This is a genomic window from Falsiroseomonas sp. HC035 (assembly GCF_050563525.1).
Classification (GTDB): Bacteria; Pseudomonadota; Alphaproteobacteria; order Acetobacterales; family Acetobacteraceae; genus Falsiroseomonas.
The window spans coordinates 1-15,622 of the sequence record NZ_JBNXUN010000029.1; the positions used below are offsets into that span (position 1 = coordinate 1).

The 15,622-nt window shown below is 70.9% G+C and carries 16 protein-coding genes; 3 read left to right on the forward strand and 13 right to left on the reverse strand.

Translation table 11 applies throughout. From position 1 onward, the window contains the following. Window positions 1-250: 250 nt before the first annotated feature. The gene (locus ACLF3G_RS27650) at window positions 251-3,025 is read right to left on the reverse strand and encodes an MHYT domain-containing protein (protein WP_430672605.1); all 2,775 of its coding nucleotides are present in this window, start codon (window positions 3,023-3,025) and stop codon (window positions 251-253) included. Window positions 3,026-3,625: 600 nt separating this feature from the next. Then, the gene (locus tag ACLF3G_RS27655; protein WP_430672606.1) at window positions 3,626-3,817 is read right to left on the reverse strand and encodes a hypothetical protein; all 192 of its coding nucleotides are present in this window, start codon (window positions 3,815-3,817) and stop codon (window positions 3,626-3,628) included. A gap of 86 nt (window positions 3,818-3,903) precedes the next feature. Between ACLF3G_RS27655 and ACLF3G_RS27660 the strand changes: the two genes are divergently transcribed. Both ACLF3G_RS27660 and ACLF3G_RS27665 read left to right on the forward strand, forming a co-directional pair. Beyond that, on the forward strand, window positions 3,904-4,536 hold the full coding sequence (locus ACLF3G_RS27660; protein ID WP_430672607.1) for a hypothetical protein: 633 nt from the start codon (window positions 3,904-3,906) through the stop codon (window positions 4,534-4,536). Continuing rightward, on the forward strand, window positions 4,526-5,359 hold the full coding sequence (locus ACLF3G_RS27665; RefSeq protein WP_430672608.1) for a segregation and condensation protein A: 834 nt from the start codon (window positions 4,526-4,528) through the stop codon (window positions 5,357-5,359). Before ACLF3G_RS27660 ends, ACLF3G_RS27665 begins: the two co-directional genes overlap by 11 nt. Window positions 5,360-5,367: 8 nt before the next feature. Here ACLF3G_RS27665 and ACLF3G_RS27670 read toward each other — a convergent pair whose 3' ends face one another. The 7 genes from ACLF3G_RS27670 to ACLF3G_RS27700 all read right to left on the reverse strand — a co-directional run bounded on the left by ACLF3G_RS27670 (window position 5,368) and on the right by ACLF3G_RS27700 (window position 10,803). Then, entirely contained in the window at window positions 5,368-5,505 is a 138-nt protein-coding gene (locus ACLF3G_RS27670) for a hypothetical protein (RefSeq protein ID WP_430672609.1), read from the reverse strand. Further along, complete coding sequence (locus ACLF3G_RS27675) at window positions 5,502-5,666, reverse strand: hypothetical protein (protein ID WP_430672610.1); 165 nt, start codon at window positions 5,664-5,666, stop codon at window positions 5,502-5,504. The genes ACLF3G_RS27670 and ACLF3G_RS27675 overlap by 4 nt, the downstream gene beginning before the upstream one ends. Then, on the reverse strand, window positions 5,663-6,601 hold the full coding sequence (locus tag ACLF3G_RS27680; RefSeq protein ID WP_430672611.1) for a 2-hydroxyacid dehydrogenase: 939 nt from the start codon (window positions 6,599-6,601) through the stop codon (window positions 5,663-5,665). The genes ACLF3G_RS27675 and ACLF3G_RS27680 overlap by 4 nt, the downstream gene beginning before the upstream one ends. Before the next feature lie 5 nt (window positions 6,602-6,606). Then, window positions 6,607-7,272: an RraA family protein gene (locus ACLF3G_RS27685; protein WP_430672612.1), complete on the reverse strand. Its 666-nt coding sequence runs from the start codon at window positions 7,270-7,272 to the stop codon at window positions 6,607-6,609. A 10-nt stretch (window positions 7,273-7,282) separates the two neighbouring features. Next, the gene (locus ACLF3G_RS27690; RefSeq protein ID WP_430672613.1) at window positions 7,283-8,254 is read right to left on the reverse strand and encodes a tripartite tricarboxylate transporter substrate binding protein; all 972 of its coding nucleotides are present in this window, start codon (window positions 8,252-8,254) and stop codon (window positions 7,283-7,285) included. A gap of 72 nt (window positions 8,255-8,326) precedes the next feature. Continuing rightward, window positions 8,327-9,355 carry an NAD-dependent epimerase/dehydratase family protein gene (locus tag ACLF3G_RS27695; RefSeq protein ID WP_430672614.1) on the reverse strand — a complete coding sequence of 343 codons (1,029 nt, stop codon included), beginning with the start codon at window positions 9,353-9,355 and terminating at the stop codon, window positions 8,327-8,329. A 5-nt stretch (window positions 9,356-9,360) separates the two neighbouring features. Then, window positions 9,361-10,803 (reverse strand): aldehyde dehydrogenase, encoded by a 1,443-nt coding sequence (locus tag ACLF3G_RS27700; protein WP_430672615.1) that lies wholly within the window; start codon window positions 10,801-10,803, stop codon window positions 9,361-9,363. A 122-nt stretch (window positions 10,804-10,925) separates the two neighbouring features. Between ACLF3G_RS27700 and ACLF3G_RS27705 the strand changes: the two genes are divergently transcribed. Beyond that, entirely contained in the window at window positions 10,926-11,627 is a 702-nt protein-coding gene (locus ACLF3G_RS27705; protein ID WP_430672616.1) for a GntR family transcriptional regulator, read from the forward strand. Between the two features lie 242 nt (window positions 11,628-11,869). On the opposite strand, the gene ACLF3G_RS27710 is transcribed toward ACLF3G_RS27705, so the two are convergent. From ACLF3G_RS27710 to ACLF3G_RS27725, 4 genes are read right to left on the reverse strand one after another with little or no spacing between them, the layout of a single operon-like run. Further along, window positions 11,870-12,529, reverse strand: coding sequence for a GntR family transcriptional regulator (locus ACLF3G_RS27710; protein ID WP_430672617.1), 660 nt, complete (start codon window positions 12,527-12,529; stop codon window positions 11,870-11,872). After that, on the reverse strand, window positions 12,526-13,743 hold the full coding sequence (locus ACLF3G_RS27715; RefSeq protein WP_430672618.1) for a CaiB/BaiF CoA transferase family protein: 1,218 nt from the start codon (window positions 13,741-13,743) through the stop codon (window positions 12,526-12,528). Before ACLF3G_RS27715 ends, ACLF3G_RS27710 begins: the two co-directional genes overlap by 4 nt. After that, the gene (locus ACLF3G_RS27720; protein WP_430672619.1) at window positions 13,740-14,609 is read right to left on the reverse strand and encodes an HpcH/HpaI aldolase/citrate lyase family protein; all 870 of its coding nucleotides are present in this window, start codon (window positions 14,607-14,609) and stop codon (window positions 13,740-13,742) included. The genes ACLF3G_RS27715 and ACLF3G_RS27720 overlap by 4 nt, the downstream gene beginning before the upstream one ends. Continuing rightward, complete coding sequence (locus ACLF3G_RS27725) at window positions 14,606-15,496, reverse strand: 3-keto-5-aminohexanoate cleavage protein (RefSeq protein ID WP_430672620.1); 891 nt, start codon at window positions 15,494-15,496, stop codon at window positions 14,606-14,608. The genes ACLF3G_RS27720 and ACLF3G_RS27725 overlap by 4 nt, the downstream gene beginning before the upstream one ends. Window positions 15,497-15,622 lie beyond the last annotated feature (126 nt).

The window sequence follows — 15,622 nt, forward strand, 5'->3', positions numbered from 1 at the left end:
AACCGCCGTCGACCCGAAGCCGACTTTCACGTCCCGCGTTTGCGCCTCGTCACGAAGGCCGCCCAGCGATGGACATTCGGCACGATTGAGTGCGTAGACGGTGCTGTCGAGCACCAGCCGGACAACGCCTCGGCTGGCAAGATCCCGGCAGCGCCAAGCATCCCGGTGCGCCTGCGCCAGGCCCGCCAGAGTGGCCAAGCTGCCGCCCTGCACGTCCGGACGACACAAGTGCTATGCCGCAGAGCGGCGGTTACCCCGTCGCCTCCAGCCTTGCGCTGCTCCGCATAAGTGCACGCCCCAGCGCGGCAGCCAATTCATCGGGGCCGTAGGGTTTGAGTAGCGTCTCCACGTCCTCCGGCGCCCCACCACGCGCGAGCCGCTCGCTGTAGCCGGTGGCCAGGACCACAGCGACGTTGGGGAAGGAGGAGTGCAGCGTAGCAGCCAAGCCGATACCATCCACGCCTCCTGGCATCACAACGTCCGAGAAGACCGCGTCCACAGCCTCCCCGTCGGCCAGTATCGCCAGTGCCTCGGCCGCGCCGCCGGCGCGCCGCGTGGCATAGCCTAGCTCCTCCAGCAGGCTGCAGGCGAAGGAGGCCACGTCCGGGTTGTCATCGACCACCAGCACCGTCCGGCCGATGCCCTGAAGAATGCTGGGCTCCTCTTCCCGCGTGCCCGTAACCCCGTTCTGCACCCCACTCGGGACGGTGGAGGCGCGCGGCAGGTGGAAGAACACTGCAGTGCCCTGGCCCGGCTCGCTCTCGATTTTCAGGTCGCCGCCTGACTGCTTGGCAAAGCCATGAACCTGCGGCAGGCCGAGGCCGGTGCCCCGCCCAGGCCCCTTGGTGGTGAAGAACGGCTCCAGCACGCGCGAGAGGATGCGCGGCGGCATGCCGCCACCGGTATCCTTGACGGCAATGCACACGTAATCGCCCGCCGCGCGCTCTGCGGTTGCCTCAAGAACCGCATTGCGGGCCTGGATGGTGAGCGTACCCCCACCTGGCATAGCGTCGCGCGCGTTCACCGCCAGGTTCAGGAGAGAGACTTCAAGCTGGCCGGGATCAACGCGTACTGGCCAAAGATCAGGCGCAAGGTCGTTCTCCACGCGGATGCCAGAGCCAAGGGTCTGACGCAGCAGACCCGACATGCCGGCGAGGCGCGTGCCGACATCGATCACCTCAGGGCGCAGCGTCTGCTTCCGAGCGAAGGCAAGCAGACGCCCGGTCAGCTCGCGCGCGCTCCGGCCCGCCTGGATCATGCCCTCCAGAACCTCGACCCTCTTCGCCTCCGGCAGGGAGGCACGCTTGAGCAGCGCCGCTCCGCTGGTGACCACTTGCAGGAGGTTGCCGAAGTCGTGCGCGACGCCGCCGGTGAGTTCGCCGAGAGCGGCCAGCTTCTCGGCTTGGCGCGCCGCGTCCTCCGCCCGCCGGCGCTCCTCGGCCGCGCGCAGCAGAGCGGCAGTGCGCTCCTCGACAATGCGCTCCAGTTCGGTGCGCTGCAGGGCCAGCGCGGCCTCCGCCCGGCGCTGCGCGGTCACGTCGGTAAGGGCCTCCAGCACCGCCGCCGGCGCCCCGTCCGGGCCGCGCCGCAGCGCCTTACGGGCGGCGACGACGATCTCGGCCCCGTCGCTGGTCCGCTGCAGCAGATCCCCCGTCCATTCGCCGGCGCTCTCCAGCGCCGCCGCGATCTCGGTGGGCAGAACCGGGAAGACGGTCTGGAGAAGCTCGTGCGCGCTTCTGCCGACCGCCTCCGCCGCGGTCCAGCCATAGAGGCGCTCGCACCCGGCCGACCAGTGGCGGATGGTGCCGTCGACATCGCGCGCCATGGAGGCGCCGAGGTCCAGCGTGGCCAGCAGGTCGCGCAGCCGCGCCTCGCTCTCCCGCAATGCCGCCTCGACGGCGCGCCGCGCGGTCACGTCCTGCGTCACGGCAACTACGGCGAGCACACGGCCCTCGTCATCACGCACCGGCGCAACGCTATTGTGCACCCAGACCTCCGCACCGTCGGGGCGGAGGTATCGCTTCTCGATCGAGAAGGGAACGCCGTCGCGCACCGTCCGCGCAAAGGCCAGCAAGTTTGCGGTCAGGTCGTCGGGATGGGTGATGTCCTGCATACGCAGGCCCCCGAGCAGCTCCTCTCGCGACCGTCCGACGATCTCGCAGTAGCGGTCGTTGGCCAGGACAAAGCGCCCGTGCCGATCGGCCTGGGCGATGCCGGTGCTGGCCTGCTCGACAACGGCACGGAATCGCGCCTGGCTCTCGGCCAGCGCGACCCTCGCCTCGCGCTCCGCCAGCGCCGCGAGCCGCCGGTCGATGGAGGCGGCGGCAAGGGCGAGGAGCAGGACCAGGAAGGTGACGGCCGCTACGCCGAACGCGAGACCCGCATGGTCGAGATGCGCTTCGTCCGCGCCGGTGGTCCCGGCGTGCGGCGTCCAGGCTGCGGCCGCCATGCCCGTGTAGTGCATGCCCGCGATTGCCAGCCCCATGACCGCTGCAGCCCCGAGGCGCCGCCCCGGCGTGGCGTCTTGATGGGAGAGCCAGAGGGCCGCCGTGGCGGCGCCGACTGCAATCAGCACAGAGGCGCCGACGAGCGCGGGATCGTATCGCAGATCGGCCGATACCCGCATGGCCGCCATGCCGGTGTAGTGCATGGCCGCGATGCCGCAGCCCATCAGCAGGCCGCCGAACGCAAGATCGAGCCTACGGCCGCCGCGCCATCGGGCCGCCGCGAAGCCGAGGCCGGTGACCAGGACCGCGACGGCGAGCGAGAGGGCGGTCAAGCCGGGATCGTGGCCCACCGGGACTGGCAGGCTGAAAGCGAGCATTCCCACGAAGTGCATGGACCAGATGCCCCCGCCCAGGGCGAGCGCGGCGGTGGCGAGCCAGGCGCCGCCGGCCTGTCGACCTGCCGAGGCGCGCACGCGCCCAGCCAGATCCAGCGCGGCGAAGGAAGCGGCCATTGCAACCACGATCGACAAGGCCACCAGGAGCGGAGCGTGGCCCCATATAAGCGGAAGGCCGTTCACGTCACTCTGGTCCTCTCAGAAGAGCCCGGCGCGGGCACCGCCGGAAGCTACGGAGCCACTGTCAGGCCTTCCAACCTTGGCCCTTGCAGTCCATGGGATAGGCGGAAAGGGCAGGTGGTTCAATCTTCGCCCCGTCGCGGATCAGCAACAGATTAGGAGCGGCCGGCACCGTCAGCGCCGGGCCACGCAGTGGCTCCAGAGCCGGATGGGTAGCAAAGCGAGAGCGGTCATTTCGGCTGGGGCTAGAAGATGGCGCAGCAGTAAATTCCTGACCGCAGGGGAAACTCCGGCTGCTTGGGCGGCCCGCGCACTTTCACAATTGATGCGCGGCCTGTTACCTGTCGGCAGACGTGCGAGACGGGCAGCCTTGTTCTTGCCTGCCAGAGCTCCGGCGCTGGACGCGACAACCCACTGCGGGCTGAGCTGGCCCCAGAGGACGGTCGCTGCCAAACGGGAGGTCCGCTCCCCGCCTTTCCTCGACCATCGAGCAGGACAGGCAACGAGCGTTCAACACGGCTCGCAGCCGTGATGTCGTAGTGGCCGCCAAAGGAAGGCCGGCGCCGGCTTCCCGGCAACCCGCCCGAGGGAGCGCTTGGCGCTCTACTCCGCCGCCACCCGCGTCATCGCCTCGCCACCCTCCGCCGGAATGGCAGGGGCGCGCAGCAGGCGCGGCACCCAGGCCGAGCCGGCCAGCAGCCCGGCCGCCGCCTCGGCCATGTTGTCCTTCCTCGCCTGCGACAGCCCGCGCGCCGCCGCCTCGCCTGCGCCCGCGACGAGCAGGTGATGGACCACACCCGCCACCGCGACCTCAAGACCATGCGCGGCTATGTCCGGCGCGCGAAGCTGGTGACGGACAGCGCGACAAAGCTGCTCGACCTGTGACCGCGGCGCCGGCAGCCGAGCCGGGGGCAGGGGAGGGGGCGCCCGCGCCCGGAGCACCCGCCGACACCGACTGGCTCTACCACCACCTCCGGGTCACGCGCGCGCCGGCGGCGGTGGCCCTGTTCCGGGCGGCCGCCGCCGGGGCGGGCGTGATCCCCTGGACCGATGACCATGGCGCCGCGGCCGAGCGCTGGTTCCACCTGCTGCTCGCCCCGCCGCCGCCGGCCCGCCGCACCATCAGCCTGGAGGGGGCGCGGATCCTCGCCGGGCAGCTCCGGGATGCCGTCGAGGCCCGGGGCCAGCTGGTGGCGGAGCGGGCGCCGCAGAGCCAGGACTGCCCGCTTGACCTGCACCGGCTGCTGCCGGTGCCCGACCGCCTCCTGCGGCTTGGGCCGGACCACCCGGACAGCCGCGCCTGGCTCTGGGCGCACTGGGGCACGATGGAGGCGCTGCGCGGCGTGGTGGAGCTGCCGATCGGCGGGCGGGGCGGGGCGCGCCGGCGCGACCCGGGTCTGTTCTGGGTCGGGTTCTGGTCCGCAGACTGGACCCCCTGGCCGGCGCTGCTGGCCCTGCGCACCCGCTGGCCCGGGCTGCGCTTCGACTTGCGGCCGCTCTACGATGGCCCCTGACGACGGCGCCTCGCTCGGCGACGAGCCCCGGCCCGCCGAGCTGGGCAACTCTGGCGCGCCGGCGCTACGGCTCGGCAGCTATGAGGGGCCGCTTGACCTGCTGCTGGAGCTCGCCCGGGCGCAGCGGGTCGACCTCGCCCAGATCTCCGTCGGGGCACTGGCGGAGGCCTTTGGTGAGGCAGTGGAGCGCGCCATTGCGGGGCGGCGGGTGCCGCTGTCGCAGATGGCGGACTGGCTGGTCATGGCCGCCTGGCTGCTCTTGCTGCGCTCGCGGCTGCTGCTGCCGGCGGGCTCGGAGGCGGACCGGGCGGCGCAGGCGGAGGCGGCTGAGCTGCGGCGGCGGCTGGGCGACCGCGCGGCGGTGCGGGCGATGGCCGACTGGCTGGAGCGGCGGACGCAGCTGGGCCGGGAGGTCTTCGGGCAGGGGGCGCCGGCACCGGAGCCGCAGCCAGTGCCGCTGGCTGACACTACCGAGCTGCTGCGCGCCTGCCTGCGGCTGATCGCGCTTCCGATGCGCATGCGCGTCTACCTGCCGAACCCGCCGCAGCTGTGGCGCGTGCCGGACGCCCTGGCGAGGATCCGCGACCTCCTGGCCGCGCTACACGGAGAGAGAGCGCCCGTTCCACGCGGCGGCGAGCGGGCGCGGACGCTGCTGCAGCGGCGGGCGGCGCTCGCCAGCACGCTGGTGGCCGCGCTGGAGCTGGCACGCGACGGAGCGCTCACTCTCGATCAAGGCGTGACCTTCGGCGAGATCGGCATTCTGCAAGGCGAGAGCCGAGCAGCCCAGCACGCAACGAGCGACAGAGCCCTTGTTCCATGGTGATCCTCACATTAGGCAGCCGCATTGTGTGGGGATGCGCGGCTTGCCGTTGCAGTCAGCCCGTTCGGCACGCGGCTGCTCGCGCCGATCGTTTCGCGCTTCGTCCACATGAAGCTGAACTCGGTCGTGTTCTGGACGACCAGCATCATCTCGGACATGCCCACGAAGCGGTCGGCGGCGGCATGGAACTGCGCCGCCAGCAGCGCACCAGCTTGCGCCAGTCGGTCAGATACGGCTCTGCCGCCGCACCGGTGAGCACATGGCTGGCGCCGAGCAGCGCGGCCAGTTCCCCGGCCAGGGCGTCGCTCATGGCCGGACCGGCGTCAGAACATGGCCGTCGCGCAGGAAGGCCTTGAGGTTGTCCACCACCAGCCGCTCCATCGCCTCCCGCGTCTCGATTGTCGCGCTGCCGATATGCGGGGTGATCACGACGTCGTCGCGCTGGCGCAGTGCCGCCGGGGCGCCGGGTTCGCCCTGCAGCACATCGAGGCCGGCGCCGCCGATCCGCCCGGCTTCCAGCGCCGCCACCAGCGCCTGCTGGTCCACCACGGAGCCGCGGCCGATATTGACCAGGATGCCGCGCGGCCCGAGTGCCGCGAGGATATCAGCGGAGACGAGGTGGTGCGTCTCCGGCCCGCCGCCGCAGGCCACCACCAGGATGTCGCACCAGGCCGCGAGGGCCGGCAGGGACGGCTCAAACCGGTAGGGCACATCTTTCGGGCGCCGGCCGTGGTAGCGCATTTCCATGGCAAAGCCCTCGCCGCGACGCGCGATCGCATGGCCGATGCGCCCAAGGCCCAGGATGCCGAGCCGCTTACCAGAGACGCGGGTGGCCAGCGGAAAAGATCCAAGGGTGACCCACTCGCCCGCGCGCACATGGCGGTCAGCGGCGGTGATCCGCCGCGAGACCGCGATCAGCAGCCCCCAGGCGAGATCCGCGACACAATCATCCAGCACATCCGGCGTGTTTGCCACCTGGATGCCGCGGGTATGGGCGGCGGCGATGTCCAGCGTGTCGTAGCCGACGCCCCAGCTCGACACCGCACGCAGATTGGGCAGCGCCGCGAGCATCGCCGCGTCGCAGCCCTGCCGCACGCTGGTCGCGAGCAGGGCCACCGAAGCCCCCAGCCCCGCCAGCCAGCCGGGCTGCTGTTCCCAGAGGCGAACCGCATCCAGATCCTCCCGCAGCAGCCGGTCGGCCAGGGGGCCGATCGGTGCGGATTGCAGCACGACGCCCGCGGTCACGCCGGTCAGCCCTTCGGCGTGAGGTAGCCGGTGGCCCGGCCGGCCTCGGCAAAGGTCTCGCCGGCCTTCATGCGATCCTCCACCGCCTGGTCCGCCGCCATCAGCTTCTCGGCCAGCGGCAGCGCGGTCTCGAGCAGTCCGCGCGGCACGACCACGATGCCGGTCTCGTCGCCGACGACCAGATCATCCTGCTTGACGGTGATGCCGCCGATGGTGACCGGCTCGCCCAGCGGCATGAGGCGGAGCCGCCCCTTGCCCGTGGTGGGCGCCACCCAGCGGCTGGCCAGCCAGAGGCCGCTGTTGCGGATCTCGTCCACGTCGCGGCAGGCGCCGTCGATCACCACGCCCTCGGCGCCAAGCTGCCGGGCGCCAAAGGCGGCAAGCCCGCCCATGGTGGAGATCGGCTCTCCGCCCACATCCACCATCAGCACCCGGCCGGGCGCGGCGGCCGAGACGAGGCGCCCCACCGCGAACTCCGCCTTCTCGAATTCATGCAGCCGGCCCGGAAGCTGGCGCGCGGTGGTGGCGAAGCCGCATATGCGGCCGCTGCCGGCCTGCAGCGGGATGCCTTGCACCACGCCTCCCACATCGAACTGGTCCAGCGCATCGGACCAGGTGCTGACGGGGATGGCGCGGCAGCGGGCGAGCAGGGCCGTCTCGGTCTCGGTCATGGCGCGGCCCTCAGTTGATGGTGGCGCCCGAGACGCGCACGGCTTCGGCCCAGCGAGCCGTCTCGGCGGCGATGAACTGGTCGAAGCGCGCCGGCGGGTAGTTGGTGACGTCGCCGCCCATCTCGACCAGACGCCGGGTGAAGGCCGGCTCCGCCACGATGGCGCTGATGTCGCGGGCGATCTTCTCCCGCATCTCGTTCGGCAGGCCACGCGGGGCGAAGGTGCCGAACCAGGTGGCCGCCTCGAACTCCGCCATGCCGGATTCCGCGAAGGTCGGCACGTTCGGGACGGCATCCATCCGCCGGCCATGCGCCAGCGCAATCGCCTTCAGCTCGCCGCTGAGGATGTAGGGCAGCACGGCGGACAGGGTGGAGAAGGATGCGTCCACCAGGCCGGCCAGCAGGTCCGTGTTCAGCGGCGCATCGCCGCGATAGGGCACGAACTCCCCCGCGACATCCGCCTTCAGCTTGAACAGCGCAGCCGTCAGGTGCTGAGCCGTGCCGTTGCCGGTGGTGCCGAAGGTGATGCCCTGCCGCTGCGCCTTGCCCCAGGCGATGAAGCCCTGAAGGTCGTTGGCCGGAACGCGCTTCGCGGTGACGAGCACCAGCGGCACGATGGCGGTGAGCGTGATGGCGGTGAAGTCGCGGATCGGGTCGTAGGTCAGGTTGCGGTAGAGGCTGCGGCTGATGGTGTGGGCGCTGGTCGTCTCAAACAGCGTGTAGCCATCGGGCTCCGCGCGCGAGACAAGTTCGGCGCCGAGGGTGGCGCCGGCGCCGGCGCGGTTCTCGATCACCACGGGCTGGCCCCATTGCGCGGTCAGCTTTTCCCCGATCATGCGGGCGATGACATCGGTGGCGCCGCCGGCTGGATAAGGCACCACGATGCGCACGACACGGCTGGGGTAAGCCGGCTGGGAGCGCGCCGTGGCCGGCAGCAGGGCGGCACCGGCCAGCAGGCCGAGCGTGCGGCGTTCGATCGTCATATTCGTTTCCTCGTGTTGCTTATCGTCTGCCCAAGGGGCTTGGAGGCCGATCCGGGCCAGCCTCCCTCGTGGCTACCCGTTCGTCTTCTGCGATGCGTCGCGCCAAGCCAGCAGCCGGCGAAGGCCTTCGCGCATGTCCACCTGCGGCTCCCAGCCAATGGCGTCCTTGGCCGCCTTGTGGACGATGGTGAAGGCGCCGCCGGAGGTCAGGCGCACCTTGCCCGGATCGGGCTGCACCATTTCGGGCTTCAGGTCGGGCCGTCCGGTCAGCTCCGCGACCAGCGTCACCAGCTCCAGCGTCGTCAACGGGGCGGGGCCGGAGGTGTTGACGGCGACATCGGTCGCCGGCGCTTCCAACGCCATGCAGTTCGCGCGCGCCAGGTCGCCGACATAGACGAAGTGTTTGGTCTCGCTGCCGTCGCTGATCACCTTGGGTCGCTCGCCGCGCTTGATGGCATCATGCGTCTCGACGATGTAGAGCGCATTGGCGGCGCGGTAGTGCTGGCGTTCGCCATAGACCGTGGAATAGCGCAGCACGACGTAGTCCTGGCCATGCTTGCGATGCGCGTCGCGGCACAGCTGCTCGCCCATGATCTTGCTGGCGCCGTACAGGATGGCGGCAGGCGGCGCGCCGGCGGTGTGGAAGGGCGTGTCCTCCACCAGGTCGCCCTTGACGCCCGGGCCGTAGCCATAGACGGCGTTGGAGGAAGCGAAGACCAGCTTCTTCACGCGGTTGGCGCGGCAGGCCTCCAGCACGTTCTGCAGGCCGCGGATGTTCACGTCGATACCGCCCCAGGGGTCGCGGTCGAAGTTCAGCGTCATGAAGGCAGCGAGATGGACGATGCCGTCCAGGCCCTCGGTCGCCGCCAGAAGCTGGTGCAGCTTCAGGATGTCGCCCTGCACGACCTCGACGCGGGCGTCGCCCTTCAGATGAGCGATGTTGGCTTCGCCATCGAAGGAGAGGTTGTCGTAGATCACGACCTGCGTCGCTCCGCGCGACAGCAGTTCCTCGACCGTGGCGGAGCCGACGAGGCTCGCGCCGCCGATGACCATGACCTTGCTGCCCTTCACCGGGACGGCGGCGGTGTCCTTGCGTGCCATGGCTTCTACCGCGCCACCGACATGGGGTTCTCGTGCAGACCGAAATACATGCTTTTCACCTGTGCGTAGAGGCGGAGGCCGTCGATGCCCTTCTCGCGACCGATCCCGCTGTTCTTGAAGCCGCCGAAGGGCGTCGTGGTGACGGATTGCTTGTAGGTGTTGATCCAGACCGAGCCGGCTTCCAGCGCGCGGCCGGTGCGCCAGGCGCGCTTGAAGCTCTCAGTCCAGATCCCGCAGGCCAGGCCGAAAGCCGTGCCATTCGCCTGCGCGATCAGGTCCGCCTCGTCACGGAAGGGCAGGGCGACCAGCACGGGGCCGAAGGCCTCCTCCTGGCAGGTGAGCGAGTCCATGCCGAGGCCATCGATCACCGTCGGCAGGTAATAGGCGCCGCGGTCATACTCCGCACCCTCTGGCACGCCACCACCGCACAGGATGCGGCCGCCCTCCGCCCGCGCGCGGTCGACGAAGCGGGCCACGCGGTCGCGGTGGTGGAAGGAGGCGAGGGGGCCCATTTCCGCGCCCTCCGCATCGGGTGCCGCAACGCGCAGCGCCTGGGCGCGCGCCACGACGCGGCGCAGCACCTCGTCATACACATGCGCCTCAACCAGGAGGCGGGACCCGGCGACGCAGGACTGGCCGGCGGAGCCGAAGATGCCGGCGACGACGGCGGCGACTGCGTGATCCAGATCGGCATCGGCAAAGACGACATGCGGGCTCTTGCCGCCCAGTTCCAGCGCGGCCGGCACCAGGCGCTCGCCCGCGACGCGGCCAATGGCGCGGCCCGTCACGGTGCCGCCGGTAAAGGAGATCATCCGCACGCCGGGATGCGAGACCAGCGCCGAGCCAATGTCCGCGCCGCGGCCCTGCACCACCTGCAGCAGGCCTTCCGGCAGCCCGGCCTGCCGCGCGATGCGGGCCAGCTCCGGCGCCAGCAGCGGCGAATCCTCCGAAGGCTTCAGCAACACGGCGTTGCCGGCCGCCAGCGCGGGCGCCACCTTGGTGGCGTCGTTCATGATGGGCGAGTTCCACGGCGTGATGCAGGCGACGACGCCGAACGGCTCGAGCAGGGTGAAGGAGACGTAGTCGCCGCGCTGTGGCGTCACGTCGGTCTCGATCGTCTCGCAGACGCCGGCATAATAGCGGAAGGTGCCGATGGCGCTTTCCACCATGCCGCGGCATTCCGCCAGCGGCTTGCCATTGTCCTTCATCTGCAGCCGCGCGAGGGCTTCCTTCTCCGCCGCCAGCCCATCGGCAATGGCCTGCAGCACCAGGGCACGGCGGTGCGGCAGCAGCGCCTTCCAGCCGGAACTGTGAAAGGCATGCCAAGCGCGTTCCACCATGGCGCCAAGCTCGCCGGCGGTCGTGACCCGGACGCGGCCCGCTTCCTCGCCCGTCGCGGGATCGATGCTGACGAGCTCCTGGCCTGTGGAAGGCGGTAGCGTATCCATGCAGCGTTCCCCGGTTCTTCTGCCAAGGGTTTGCGCCGGCGCGCCAGTCTTGCAAAGGCAATCGATGTTGGTGATATAGGCAACACTATTATCAATAATTAACGCGAGGGATCCCACAGGCCTTGACGACCTTGATGCAGCTTCCCCGCACCATGCGCGACGTCGAGCTGCCGGATCCGGTGGCGACGGTGATCGCGTCCATAGAGACCGACATCATCCGCGGCCGGATCCTGCCGCGGACGCGGCTGATCGAGGATCACCTGATGGAAGATTACGACGCCAAGCGCCATGTGGTGCGGGCGGCGCTGGCGGAGCTGCAGCGCCTGGGCGTGGTGACCAAGCCGCGGCATCGCGGCGCCGAGCTGCCGCTGTTCACCGCGGCGGAACTTGACGATCTCTATGCCATGCGGGCGGTCCTGCATCAGGCGGCGGCGCGGGCAATGCCGCTGCCGGTGCCGCGCCAGCGCCTGGCGGAGGTGAGCGCGGCCATGAAGGCACATGCGGCGGCCGCGCGCAGTGGCGACCTGATCCGCATCCACCGCGAGAACATGGTGTTCCACCGCCTGCTCTTCGGGCTCTGCGACAACCCCTACCTCGCGGAATCAATCCGACTGCACGATTGGCTGAGCTTCCCCGCCCGCGCCTATGGCGCCGCCGATGCGGGTGCGCTGGCGCAGGCCTGCCTGGAGCATGAGGCGATGGTGAGCGCCCTGCGCGCGCGGGACCGGGAGGCGCTGGAGCATTTCGTGGTCACGCATATGGAGCGTGCGCGGCAGCTCTATGTGCAGAAGTTCCTGGCCGGGCAGCAGCCCCGCCGCCGTTGAGCCAAAGGGCTGTAGCCGCTCCGATCAAAGGCGAGGGCGCGAAAGCCGGCCGCGGCGAACGCAGGGATCTGCTTCTCCCAGATCGCGCTCTTCCCGGTGTTGGGATGAGCAGGACGACGGGCGGACCTTAGCCGCCACTGTCGGTGAACCAGAGTCGCACGCCGGGCAGATCCGCGTGGCAGCCGGGCGCCGCATTTTCCGTCTCAACCCCCGTCACGTGATCTCTGCACAATTGCCAGCGCCTATGCTGCCCGACCCACATCGCGCATTTTGATCTCTACTCGCGCTTCCTCGACATGCTCGCGCATCAGGTGTTCCGCCCGGCCTCCTTGGCGTGAGGCAATGGCATTCAGGATGCCGCGGTGCTGGGCGTTGAAGCGGCTGAGCAAGGCCCGGTCATACAAGCGGGGCGCGACATGGCCGACCAGCGGCACTCGATGCACCGCCTCCAGCGCACGCAGGAAGAACCGGTTGGGCACGGTGCTGCGGAGCTGGGCGTGGAAGGCGGTGTTCTGCGCCTGCCATGCCGTGCCATCCACCGGTCCTTCGATGCGCAGCAGGTCATCCACCGTCAGCACCGCGGCCAGCATCGCATGTTCCGCCTCCCGCGGCAGGCCGCGCTCCGCGGCCAGGCGTGCGGCCTGGCCTTCCAGCAGCGCGCGCATCTCATAGGCCTCCTCCACCTCGTCGGCGCTGACGACGCGCACGGAGAAGCCGCGATGCGGGCCATGCTCGGTCAGGCCGTCCCGGGTCAGCGCGGTCAGCGCCTCCCGCACCGGAGATCGCGAGACGCGGAAGCTCTCGGCCAGGTCCATCTCGCGCAGCCGCATCCCGGGCGGCAGGTCGCCGGACAGGATGCGGGCGCGCAGCGCGGCTTCGATTTCCTGCGCCTCCTGGTTCATACGGCACCCCGTTCCCGCAATGCCGCGATCTCGCCCGCGGTCATGCCGAGCCAGCCCTGCAGCACGGCATCGGTCTCCGCTCCCAGCGCCTGGCCCAGATGCGCGACATGTGCCGGTGTTTCCGACATGCGTCCGACGGGCGCCGGGACCGCGAGGTCGCCCGCGCGCGGGTCCGCCACCCGCAGGATGCTGCCGCGCGCGGCGTAGTGCGGGTCGGCGAAGATCTCGTCGATCGCATAGACCGGCCCGGCCGGCACCTGCGCGACCTCGCAGGCGGACAGCAGCGCATCGCGCGTCAGGGTCCGGGTCCAGGCGCTGACGGTGGCGTTGACCTCGACACGGTCTCGGACCCTTGCCGCCGTGGTGGCCCAGCGGCCGGGCTGCGCCAGATCCGGTGCTCCGATCAGTTGCGCGAGCCGCGCGAAGATGGTGTCGGAGGTGCAGGCGATGGCGACCCAGCGGCCATCCGCGGTCGGGTAGTGGCTGTGCGGCGCGACGATGGCGGTTTCTGCCCCGGCACGTTCCCGCACATGGCCGCCATGGTCGTAGGCCGGGACGAGTTCGTCGAGGATGCGGAACACGCCTTCATACAGCGCCACGTCCACCACCTGGCCGCGGCCGCTGCGGTCGCGGTGGCGCAGCGCCGCGAGCATGGCGAAGCCGCCGAACAATCCCGCCATGTAGTCGGCGAGCGTCGCGGAACCCGGGTTCGCCGGTGGCCGGTCGGGCTCGCCGGACAGGAAGGAGATGCCGCCGAAGGCGTTGGCGATGCGCCCAAAGCAGGGGCGTGCCGCATAAGGCCCCTCCTGCCCGTAGCCGGAGATGCGCAGCAGCACCAGGCGGGGATTGGCGGCACGCAGCTGGTCCCAGCCGAGGCCCCACTTCTCCAGCGTGCCGACCTGGAAATTTTCGCACACGGCATCGGCCTGGGCCGCCAGGCGCAGCAGCAGCGCCGCGCCTTCCGGCTTGCGGAGGTCGATGGTCACGCTGCGCTTGTTGCGGCCCTCGCTGAGCCAGACCAGCGTGTCGCCATGCTCGGTTGGCGTGCCGAGGCGTCGGCAGTGGTCGCCGATGCCCGGCAGTTCCACCTTCACCACCTCGGCGCCCATCTCGGCGAACATCGTGGCGGCGAAGGGCGCGGCGATGAAGGTGCCGAGGTCGAGCACCCGCAGCCCGTCCAGCGCGCCCGCGGTCTTCGGTGCGGCGGGCGTCATGCCTGGCCCGCCATCGCCAGAAGGTCGCGTGCCCGGCGGGCCACCGGTTCGTCCACCAGCCGGCCGGCGACCACGATCGCGCCGGATCCGGCAGCGCCCGCCGCGGCATAGGCGGCCACGACCTCCTGCGCCCAGGCGAGTTCGGCGGCGGCGGGCATCAGCCCGGCGCGCAGCGGGGCGAGTTGTGCCGGATGGATGGCGAGCTTGCCGCCGAAGCCGATGGCGGCGGCCTGCCGCATCGCGGCTTCGGCGCCCTGCGGGTCGCGCACATCGAGGTGCACGCCATCGAGCGGCGCTGCCAGACCCGCCGCCCGGGATCCCGCGACACACATGCGCTGCGCATGCAGGATCGCGGCGGCCGCATCCGAGGCGCCCGTGCCGAGATCGGCCATGAGGTCCACGGTGCCCAGCGCGACGCGCGCGACGCCGGCCGCGGCCCAGGGCAGGCCGGGCAGCGCCAGCAGGCCGCGCGCGGTCTCGACGATCGGCAGGATTTCGACCGTCGCAGGATCGCGCCGCAGCGCACCACAGATCTGCCGGACCGCCCAGCCGATGGCGTGCAGGCCGTCCGCCGCCTCGGCCTTCGGCAGCACGATGCCATCGGCGCCGGCTTCCAGCGCGGCCTGCAGGTCGGCCAGGCACATCGGCGTGCCGGCGGCATTGATGCGGACATAGCGGCGGGCCGTGCCCGCGGCGCGCGGCAGGCCCAGCAACCGGGCCAGGGCGGCACGGGCGCCGGCCTTCTCGTCCGGCGGCACCGCATCCTCCAGGTCGAGGATCGCGGCGTCGGCCGCGGCGGCCAGGGCGCCCTCGGCGCGGCGCGCGACGTTGGCCGGGGCGAACAGCAGGATGCGCGGCGGGCTCATGCACCGACTCCTTGCAGGCCGAGCATGGCGCGTGCCTCGGCGGGGCTGGCCACCTCCCGTCCCATGCGGCGTGCCAGCGCGGCGACCTCCGCCACCAGCCCTGCATTGGTCGGGGTGCCGCGGTTGGGATAGGACCAGTCGCCAATGCCGATCGCGACATGGCCGCCCAGTGCGATCGCGCGTTCCGCCAGCGGCACGGCATCGCCTTCCTTGCAACAGACCGCCCAGTGCAGCCGGCGCCCCGCCGGCAGGTGGTCCAGGAAGGCGCGCAAGCCCGCCTCGGTCGCCGGATGGCCGCCGAGGATGCCGCCTTCGGTATGCACCAGCAGGACCCAGCCGGGTTGCGCCACCTCGCCGGTCTCCAGCAACGCGCCGAGGGTGCGCAGGAAGGGGATCGACCAGCAGGCCAGCGCCGGGGTCACGCCCGCGGCACGGAAGGCGCGCAGGAAGCGGCGCAGGGTGCCGTGCGTGTTCACATAGGTCCGGTCGCCGCTGCGGAAGCCGACGGCGGCACCCTCGAAGACATCGATGTTGGTGCTGCCGAGGTCAAGCGAGGCGAACTCGGGCCGCAATGCCCCGGTCTGCGCCAGTTCCAGGATGTGGGCGATGCGTCGCTCGGGATCGGACTGGGTGATCTGCCCCAGCGTGGGGTGCACCAGCAGGCCCGGGGCGGCGGCGCGGATTGCGCGCAGGATCGCGGCGTAGGTCGAGGCGGCGTGGTCTGGCGCGCCGTCCGCGGCGCGGGCGTGGAAATGCACGATGGCAGCGCCGGCCTGCGCGACGGCGGCGGCATCGCGGCCGATCTCCTCGACGGTCCACGGCACGTGGGGGTTGTCGCCGCGGCTGGCGTATTCGTTGATCCGCGCTTCGATGATCAGCTTTTCCAAGCCGAGCGCCCTCCTTTGTTGCATGCAATCTAGCGCTTCTGCCGTAGAAAACCTAGCCGAAAGGCCACCGAATAGGCAGTTGCTGGCTCCAGATGGCAGATTCTGGCGCCCGGAACCCTCAAATCG

Excerpts from the sequence above, each read along its gene's own strand:
- ACLF3G_RS27665 (WP_430672608.1), top strand. The coding sequence starts at position 4,526 with ATGGCCCCTGACGACGGCGCCTCGCTCGGCGACGAGCCCCGGCCCGCC.
- ACLF3G_RS27670 (WP_430672609.1), bottom strand. The coding sequence starts at position 5,505 with ATGATGCTGGTCGTCCAGAACACGACCGAGTTCAGCTTCATGTGGACG.
- ACLF3G_RS27675 (WP_430672610.1), bottom strand. The coding sequence starts at position 5,666 with ATGAGCGACGCCCTGGCCGGGGAACTGGCCGCGCTGCTCGGCGCCAGC.
- ACLF3G_RS27685 (WP_430672612.1), bottom strand. The coding sequence starts at position 7,272 with ATGACCGAGACCGAGACGGCCCTGCTCGCCCGCTGCCGCGCCATCCCC.
- ACLF3G_RS27690 (WP_430672613.1), bottom strand. The coding sequence starts at position 8,254 with ATGACGATCGAACGCCGCACGCTCGGCCTGCTGGCCGGTGCCGCCCTG.
- ACLF3G_RS27695 (WP_430672614.1), bottom strand. The coding sequence starts at position 9,355 with ATGGCACGCAAGGACACCGCCGCCGTCCCGGTGAAGGGCAGCAAGGTC.
- ACLF3G_RS27700 (WP_430672615.1), bottom strand. The coding sequence starts at position 10,803 with ATGGATACGCTACCGCCTTCCACAGGCCAGGAGCTCGTCAGCATCGAT.
- ACLF3G_RS27710 (WP_430672617.1), bottom strand. The coding sequence starts at position 12,529 with ATGAACCAGGAGGCGCAGGAAATCGAAGCCGCGCTGCGCGCCCGCATC.
- ACLF3G_RS27715 (WP_430672618.1), bottom strand. The coding sequence starts at position 13,743 with ATGACGCCCGCCGCACCGAAGACCGCGGGCGCGCTGGACGGGCTGCGG.
- ACLF3G_RS27720 (WP_430672619.1), bottom strand. The coding sequence starts at position 14,609 with ATGAGCCCGCCGCGCATCCTGCTGTTCGCCCCGGCCAACGTCGCGCGC.